At 29.5% G+C, this 9,059-nt stretch carries 6 protein-coding genes, 2 rRNA genes and 1 other RNA gene; 1 reads left to right on the forward strand and 8 read right to left on the reverse strand.

The window, feature by feature from the left end; all coding sequences use genetic code 11:
- Positions 1–3: 3 nt before the first annotated feature.
- The 4 genes from GFJ41_RS10615 to GFJ41_RS10630 form a co-directional block, all read right to left on the reverse strand.
- A complete protein-coding gene (locus tag GFJ41_RS10615; RefSeq protein WP_170075293.1) occupies positions 4–1,128 on the reverse strand; it encodes a glycosyltransferase in 1,125 nt (374 codons plus the stop codon).
- 2 nt (positions 1,129–1,130) lie between these two features.
- Positions 1,131–2,228 (reverse strand): glycosyltransferase family 4 protein, encoded by a 1,098-nt coding sequence (locus GFJ41_RS10620; RefSeq protein ID WP_226890250.1) that lies wholly within the window; start codon positions 2,226–2,228, stop codon positions 1,131–1,133.
- A 15-nt stretch (positions 2,229–2,243) separates the two neighbouring features.
- The gene (locus GFJ41_RS10625) at positions 2,244–3,572 is read right to left on the reverse strand and encodes an O-antigen polymerase (protein ID WP_170075294.1); all 1,329 of its coding nucleotides are present in this window, start codon (positions 3,570–3,572) and stop codon (positions 2,244–2,246) included.
- Positions 3,573–3,639: 67 nt separating this feature from the next.
- A complete protein-coding gene (locus GFJ41_RS10630; RefSeq protein WP_170075295.1) occupies positions 3,640–4,326 on the reverse strand; it encodes a sugar transferase in 687 nt (228 codons plus the stop codon).
- Positions 4,327–5,127: 801 nt separating this feature from the next.
- Here GFJ41_RS10630 and GFJ41_RS10635 point away from each other — a divergent pair.
- Complete coding sequence (locus GFJ41_RS10635; protein WP_170075296.1) at positions 5,128–6,120, forward strand: LCP family protein; 993 nt, start codon at positions 5,128–5,130, stop codon at positions 6,118–6,120.
- 198 nt (positions 6,121–6,318) lie between these two features.
- Here GFJ41_RS10635 and rnpB read toward each other — a convergent pair.
- The 4 genes from rnpB to GFJ41_RS10655 all read right to left on the reverse strand — a co-directional run.
- Positions 6,319–6,656: RNase P RNA component class A (gene rnpB, locus GFJ41_RS10640), an RNA gene on the reverse strand.
- 102 nt (positions 6,657–6,758) lie between these two features.
- Positions 6,759–7,637, reverse strand: coding sequence for a UTP--glucose-1-phosphate uridylyltransferase GalU (gene galU, locus GFJ41_RS10645; RefSeq protein WP_170075297.1), 879 nt, complete (start codon positions 7,635–7,637; stop codon positions 6,759–6,761).
- 501 nt (positions 7,638–8,138) lie between these two features.
- Positions 8,139–8,255, reverse strand: a 5S ribosomal RNA gene (rrf, locus tag GFJ41_RS10650).
- A 60-nt stretch (positions 8,256–8,315) separates the two neighbouring features.
- A 23S ribosomal RNA gene (locus tag GFJ41_RS10655) occupies positions 8,316–9,059 on the reverse strand; the annotation flags it as partial.

The following is a 9,059-nucleotide window of genomic DNA, read 5'->3' on the forward strand; positions in this document are numbered from 1 at the left end:
TAATTATAATACTCTTCCTATACTGTTCATTTTATTTTTATGTTCTAAATGTTTTTCATCCACATAATTCTTTATCTTTGACTTAAATATTTCTTCATCGAAGGTTAATGCGTGTTTTCTTATATCTGCTTTATCCCAATTCATTTTTTCAAACTGCTTTACAGCCTTAACTAGTTCATCTGTTTTTTGATCTTCAAAGAATAATCCAGTTCTTTCAGATACTACAGTTTCTAAAGCTCCACCTTTCCCAAATGCTATTACTGGTCTTCCACTCGCTTGAGCTTCTAATGGCGTTATTCCGAAATCCTCTTCACCTGGGAATATAAATGCTCTACAGTTAGCATAGTGTTCTTTTATCACTTCGTCTGGCTGTCTTCCCATTATCTTAACATTATCTTTTGCTATAGATTTTAAGTATTCTAACTGAGATCCCCCGCCTATAACTACTAGAGGTAGTCCTAATTCATTGAATGCTTCTACAGCTAAATCTATTCTTTTGTATGGTACTAATCTAGAAACTATAAGGAAGTATCCTTCATCCTTGTCAGATATGTTAAAATATGAACCTTTAACAGGAGGATGAATTACATCAGCTTCTCTTCTATAATGTTTGTAAATTCTTTTTGCTACATTTTTAGAATTTGCTACATAATAGTCTACTCTATCTGCAGATGCTTTATCCCACATACGTATGTAGTTCATTATATATTTTATAAGTTTTTTCTTAGCTTTTCCTAATTTTTCTCTTTCCATATACTCATAATAGAACTCCCATGCATATCTCATGGGTGAATGACAGTAACATATATGTGCTGTATCTGGTGCAGTAATAATTCCTTTTGCACAAGAAGATGAGCTTGATAAAACTACATCATAATCAGTAAAATCTAATTGCTCCCAAGCTGTTGGCATAAAAGGCAAAAACATTTGATGATTTGTTTTACCTTTAGGTAATTTGTCAATAAATGTAGTTCTTACATCAATATTTCTTAATTCTGGATCTAGATTTTGTTCATTATAAGATACTGTGTATATTGGTGAATCTTCATATATTTGTTTAAAGTTTATAACAACCTTTTCAGCTCCACCCATATTGGTTAACCAGTCATGTGCTAAAGCAACTTTCATAATTATTCTCCTCTTAATACTTTTTGATATATTTCATAGGTTTGTCTTGCAGTTTTTTCCCAAGAAAAATAACTGCTCCTCTTTATACCTTTTTCAATCAAATCATTTTTTAAATTTTCATTAGTTATTACATCTTCTATTTTACAAGCTATATCCTTAATATCATATGCATTGCAGATTAATGCTGCATCTCCAACAACCTCACCTAATGCACCTTCACTTGAAGAAACAACAGGTATTTTTCTTGCCATAGCTTCTATAGGAGGGAATCCAAATCCTTCATAAAGAGACGGAAATGTAAAAACATCTGCACATCTATATAAAATTTCTAACTCTTCATCTGTTACATAATCAGTAAAGATTACATAATTTTCTATACCTAATTCTTTTGATTTATTAAGGATTTCATTATACATCCATCCTTTTTTTCCTGCTATAACAAGTTTATGATTGTATCCTTTTTTTCTCAATATTGCAAACGACTCTATTAATCTTTCTAAGTTTTTATGCGGAGATATAGTTCCCACATACAATAAATATTTTTCATCTATGTTAAATTTATTTAATACATTTTCTTTATCTGAGTTAGTTATATCTACATGAGTATATTCAAATCCGTTATAGACAACTTCAATTTTTTTCTCATCTACATATGGATAATATTTTTTTAATTCTTTTGCTGTAAAATTAGATATACATATTAACTTATCTGCTTTCTTTATTGTATTTCCCATGAAAAATTTTTTTATAAAAACCTGACCTTTTGTGTATTTATCTCCCATAGTATGCATAGCCATATCATGTATAGTCGCTACTTTTTTACCTCTATAAAGTATAGGAGTCGCGTAATCTGGAAAATGTACTAAATCATATTTTTTAAATAATTTTAAGCTTTTTAATTGTTCTTCTAGTATTCTGTCTTTGCTTCCAATTATATTTTTATCTAAAATTTTAATATTCTCCTGATTAAAGTTATCTTTTACACCTTTTTGAATAAGCACATCAACAGTTTTATCCATATATTCAGCTAGCTTATGTGTGTATTTAGATATACCTGCTCCATTTTTAGAATATTGTAATCCATTTATTATTACATTCAAAATTCTCACCTTACTTTAATATTTATTATAATTTTTAAAATTAAATTTTATGCTAATTACTACTAAAGCTAATATTAATATAATTGATACATAGTATTGCGCTCCAGCAGAGGATACCATTAGAAAAGATGATATTGTACACAAAGTATTTGTAATCATAAGCTTGTTTGCTATTGTTTCACTATCATATTCTCTACATATTATATTTTTGAAAAAAAATCTTTCTAAATAAGATATTATTAACGCATATAGTATTCCTACAATTATTACTCCTATATATCCAAAGTTTATGTATGGCTGTAAAAACCAACCACCTCTTAACCCATAATGTCCTTCCCATCCAAATAAAGTATTTGTCGAAAAAGCTCCATATGACCATGTACTTCTAAAATGCGACATGCTACTTGGTACAAAACTCATTAAATCAGCTAAATAATTTTTACCATATAGAAAACTATCATATTTTTGGTCAAACCCATATAAAACATATGCCCCATCTCTTACATCTGAAAATGTATTTCCATAAGCTATATCATTAAATAACTTTCCAAATCCATTAATATGGCCTCCATCTCTCAATACAGACATTCCCATACCGAAAACTAAAACAGCAACCCCAAAACATAATATAAACAGATTGATTTTTATACTATCTTTATATTTTATATACATATATATTATTAAAATACTAAATATACCCATTAATAAAGGCCCTCTATTTCCAGTCGCAAATAAAGTAAATCCATTAATAAAAATAGGTGCTATATAAAATATCTTTTTAGAAATTACATACTTAAATCCATAATACATCAGAAATATTGATATGCAAGTATTTAAAGCTATATATATAGGCTGTACTCCAAACTCTTCAGCAAATGTCCTATTTCCAAAAACAGGTAGGCTTTTAATTGTTATAAAGATCAAAGAATACCATAATAAAATCACAATCAAATTGATTAGATTTATAACTTTTTCATCTATATTTAAACTTACATTAGATATTATTTTATCTAACTTGCTGGATTGAAAATCTTTAAACTCCATATAAATCAATACAATTAAAAACACTATAAATCCAAATAAAGATATCGTCATTTCCTTATTTAAATATTTTAAAAATATGCTTGATTCATTATAATTAAGAGCATTCCATGCCATATCAACATATTGAAATGGTCCAATGATTAAAACTGTGAATATAAACACATATATTCCTATGTTAAATATTGAAAATATATATTTTCTCCTTTTTACTTTTTTGTAAATATAAAGTGTACTCAAAAGAAAAACTATTATATATAATATTTTTACTATTAAGGTTGATTCCTTTATAAATTCAGTCATTTATTACCTCCAATTTTTCATTTAAATATGGATATACCTTAAAAGTTATAAGATATATCCATATTTATTATGATGCATTCTTGTCTCCTAATAATGCTGGTATAGTCATTAATATAAGTTTAATATCTATAAATATATTTCTTTCTTTTATATATTTCAAATCTAATTCTATCCATTCTTCAAAATCTATATTATTTCTTCCACTTACTTGCCAATAACAAGTTAATCCTGGCTTAACCGATAACCTTTGTAATTGATATTCATCATACTCTGCAACTTCTCTTGGAATAGGAGGTCTAGGACCAACAAAACTCATATCTCCTTTTAATATATTTATTAATTGAGGTAGTTCGTCTATACTAGTTTTTCTTATAAATTTACCTACCTTTGTTATTCTAGGATCATTTTTCATTTTAAACGCCGGTCCATTCATTTCATTTTGTGCTTTCAATTGTTCCAGTAACTCTTCTGCATTGTGAACCATAGATCTAAATTTATACATTTTAAAGGTTTTAGGATATTTCCCATTTCTTTCTTGGCCAAAGAAAATACTTCCTTTAGGGTCTTCTAACTTAATTGCTATACTTACAACTATAAATATAGGCGATAATATTATAAGTCCTATCAAAGACCCTGTTATATCAATTAATCTTTTTAAAAAAAGATAAATTGGAGATGCATATGCATCTGCATCATATACAAATTTTCCATCACTTATATCTATTGAATTATTGCTTAAATATTTATTTTGCATATTTTCTCCCCTTTCATTTTTGTATTATTATTTGTCGTTAATTACTATATTATTATATTTTAAAATATGCAATTACTTCTTAAAATTGCTTATTATTCTATCTTATTATAAATTTCACTTCTTTATTTTTAATTACATATAATTTCAAGATAAAGTGTAATCTTTTTCATATAAACTTATATATTATATTTATAATTTAATTTTTAATTTCTGTAAACTTGATGATATTTTACATTTGTAGTTGTCCTTCCTAATTTAATAAATATATTTTTAGTTTGGTGGTATTATGTTAATAAATTTGTTAATCCTAATAAAATCAAAATAATACTTTTAATTTTATTCTTTAACTATAAATTTATTAAGTCATTATAAATAAGTAGATATTTATAACATTTAAATTTATACACTTTATACTTAATAGATATTTTAAAATATAGTAATGATTTAGAAATTATAAATTAAACATATTTATATTATAATTTCTATTCTAAATATATGATAAGATTTATTTATACGTGTATTTTTACATCTTATACTAATACATTTATTTTGTTTTACTTTTTTATAAATTCGCTTCTAAATTTAGTTATTTTGAGCTTTTATATTCTTCTAATTCTTTTTTTTACATATTTCAATAGTCTATATTATAATTTATATACTATAATATTTCAATATTGTATATTTTTCTTAGTTTTTTTGTAACTTTTATTAGATTGAATAATTCATATTAATTTAATATAATTAGTTTTGAATTGATTTCAAAAAATACTCAATGTTAATTAACAGAAAGAAGGGATTTAATTGTCTAAATTAAAAAAACTAGTAATAGTTTTACTTTTACTAGTTCTGGTAATTCCTGCAGTAGCATTTGGATATGTTTATTTTAAACTACACTCGATGTATCAAGGTGACTCAGAGACTAATAAAATAGTCAATAAAACGAATTATAACAAAGTTGATGGAATTCAAAACATACTTCTAGTTGGCATAGATGCTAGAACTTTAAATGAGCCATCTAGATCAGATTCTATGATGATTCTTACAATCGATAGTAAACATAAAGATATTAAGCTTACATCTTTAGCTAGAGACTCATATGTAGATATTCCTGGACACGGAAAGCAAAAACTTACTCATGCTTATGCATATGGAGGTATAAATTTATTACTAGAAACTATAGAAAAAAACTTTGAATTAGATTTAGATCATTATGCAATAGTTAACTTCTTTGGATTTGTAGATATAATAGATTCATTAGGTGGTGTAGAAGTTGATGTTAAATCTAGCGAACTTGAAGAATTAAATATTTATATTACAAATGGTCAAGCAATAGATAAAGTTGCCGCTGACAAGAAAGTAGAAACTATAAATGAACCTGGAGTGCATAATCTAAATGGATATCAAGCTTTAGCTTACGCTAGAATAAGACATAATGATACTGCTTATGGAAGAGATAATCGCCAAAGACAAATAATAGAAGCAACACTGAAAAAAATGAGTGAAGTTTCTCCACTTAAATATCCATCAATACTTAATTCAGTTTTACCATCTATAAAAACTGATATGAAACCAACTACTATACTTGGTTTAGGCACAGATATTTTAAGCATAGGAAATTTCAATATAAAAACATTAGAATTCCCTATTCCAGACGACAATCAATATGGATATAGTCAAGGAGGTATAATAAGCAAGGAAAAAGGTTGGGTATTACAATTTGATCCTGACAAAAATCTACCTGTTTTACATGACTTTATTTATAATGATAAAATGTTTGATGGTCCACAACAATAAAAAATAAAACCTATGTATATGCATAGGTTTTATTTTTTTATTTACTTTAATTTTTTTATTCCATAAACATAATTTCTTAAATATATAACTGTAAGTTCATATTTTATTATATTCACCCCATAGTGTAAATATAAGCCCTGTGTTGTTATTTTGTAAAAACAAAAAAACACTAGAAAATTCTAGTGTCTAAATTCTTTTGAATCGAGTAAATCTATAAGCGGAGTTCTGTATTAGATAATCATCTTTCTAGGCTTATTGTCACCAATAAGCTCAAGCGGCCTACCAACCGGAGAGTACGAGCAATACTCTTTTTATCCTAACTTGGCCTTGCTCCGAGTGGGGTTTACACAGCCGACTAGTCACCTAGCCGCTGGTGAGCTCTTACCTCACCTTTTCATCCTTACCATCACTGGCGGTTATTTTCTGTTGCACTTTCCTTAAGATCACTCTCACTAGGCGTTACCTAGCACCCTGCTCTATGGAGCTCCGACTTTCCTCGTGCAGCTAGCGCTACCCGCGATTATCTGACCTACTCAATATTCATTTTAATAGTGTAAATATATTATCATAATATATTTTATATGTCAACCATTTGTTATATCAATTTTATAATTAAAGTCAATTTAAATTTTAGTTTATTATTTAACTTCTTCAACTACATTTTTCATATAGTTCATTAATCCATCCTTTAAATTCTCTCTCTTTAAGGCAAAATCTATTGTTGCTTCTAAAAATCCTAACTTATCTCCCACATCGTATCTTCTTCCTTCAAAGTTATATGCATATATTGCTTCATGTTGAGCTAAGGTTTTTAAAGCATCTGTTAACTGTATTTCTCCCCCTTTACCTGGGGCTTGATTTTCCAAAATTTCAAATATAGCAGGAGTTATTATGTATCTTCCTAATATAGCTATATTAGAAGGTGCTTCTTCTATACTTGGTTTTTCAACCATATCCTTTACTTTATATACTCTATCTTCTATATATTTACAATCTAATATACCATATTTATCAGTATCCTCTTTAGCAACTTCTTGAACACCTAATATGCTTGTCTTATATTCATCGTAAGCATCTATTAATTGCTTAAGGCACGGTGTATCAGAATCTACTATATCATCCCCTAAAAGCACTGCAAATGGTTCATCACCTATAAAGCTTTTAGCACAATGTATAGCATGTCCTAATCCTTTAGGCTCTTTTTGTCTTATATAGTGTATATTTACCATGTTAGATATTTCTTGAACCATTTCTAACATTTCAGTTTTTCCTTTTTGTTGAAGTTCTAATTCTAATTCTACAGACTTATCAAAATGATCTTCTATAGATTTCTTATTTCTTCCTGTTATTATAAGTATTTCTTCTATCCCTGAATTTATAGCTTCTTCTATTATATATTGTAGTGTTGGCTTATCTACTATTGGAAGCATTTCCTTTGGCTGAGACTTTGTAGCTGGTAAAAATCTTGTTCCTAATCCAGCAGCTGGTATTATTGCTTTTTTTACAGTTTTTTTCATTTCGCTACCTCTTTCTGATTCATTTATATATAATAATTGTTTTTTATTCTCATATTTTAAGTAACTACACTATTTTACACTATTTTCAATTATTTGTCTGTCGTATTTTGTCGTACGTACACATCTGCTTATACATAAAATATTTTTTAATACTCGCTATAATGAATAATGTTTTATAGGACACATAAGTAATTGAATTTTCTTCTGATTAACATTTCCATTATTTATTATAAAAGTTCATAATTTTTAAAAATATCTTCTCTTTAATTCTATATAAAAAAATGATTATTGTTAAGTTACAATATTGAATCTATTTTAAAGCATCTTCTCTTATTATTTAATTCAATCTCGTACAAGTGCAATCATTTTTATTTTACACAACAAAAAGTGGTTGATATTTAGTTTGCGCTTGGGTCATAAAGCTGAAAAGATGCTTTGAATGACCGCTGCGCTGCAAACTAAATATCAACCACTACAAATCCACGTAAAATAAAAAAGATTACGCGGCTACGTCCTACTCTCCCAGGCAGCTTCCCACCAAGTACCATCGGCGCTAAAGAGCTTAACTTCTGTGTTCGGAATGGGAACAGGTGTATCCTCTTTGCTGTAATAACCGCATAATCTTTATTTAGAGTTAGTACTCTAAAAACTGAATAACATTTGTAAGATTAAATAATCTTGGTCAAGTCCTCGATCTATTAGTATCGGTAAGCTACATACATTGCTGCACTTACACCTCCGACCTATCAACCAGGTAGTCTTCCTGGGATCTTACCCTTACGGTGGGAAATCTTATCTTGAAGTTGGCTTCGCGCTTAGATGCTTTCAGCGCTTATCCATTCCGTACATAGCTACCCAGCCATGCCCTTGGCAGAACAACTGGTACACCAGAGGTACGTCCATCCCGGTCCTCTCGTACTAAGGACAGGTCTCCTCAAATTTCCTACGCCTGCGACGGATAGGGACCGAACTGTCTCACGACGTTCTGAACCCAGCTCGCGTACCACTTTAATGGGCGAACAGCCCAACCCTTGGGACCTACTACAGCCCCAGGATGTGATGAGCCGACATCGAGGTGCCAAACCTCCCCGTCGATGTGGACTCTTGGGGGAGATAAGCCTGTTATCCCCAGGGTAGCTTTTATCCGTTGAGCGATGGCCCTTCCATGCGGAACCACCGGATCACTAAGTCCGACTTTCGTCCTTGCTCGACCTGTATGTCTTGCAATCAAGCTCTCTTCTGCCTTTACACTCTACGCACGATTTCCGACCGTGCTGAGAGAACCTTTGAGCGCCTCCGTTACTCTTTGGGAGGCGACCGCCCCAGTCAAACTGCCCACCTGACAGTGTCCCAATACCTGATTCAAGGTATCTGGTTAGAATCTCAGTACTACAAGGGTGGTATCCCAAGGATGGCTCCACC

The sequence above is a fragment of the Paraclostridium dentum genome (assembly GCF_012922555.1).
GTDB classification, from domain to species: domain Bacteria; phylum Bacillota; class Clostridia; order Peptostreptococcales; family Peptostreptococcaceae; genus Paraclostridium; species Paraclostridium dentum.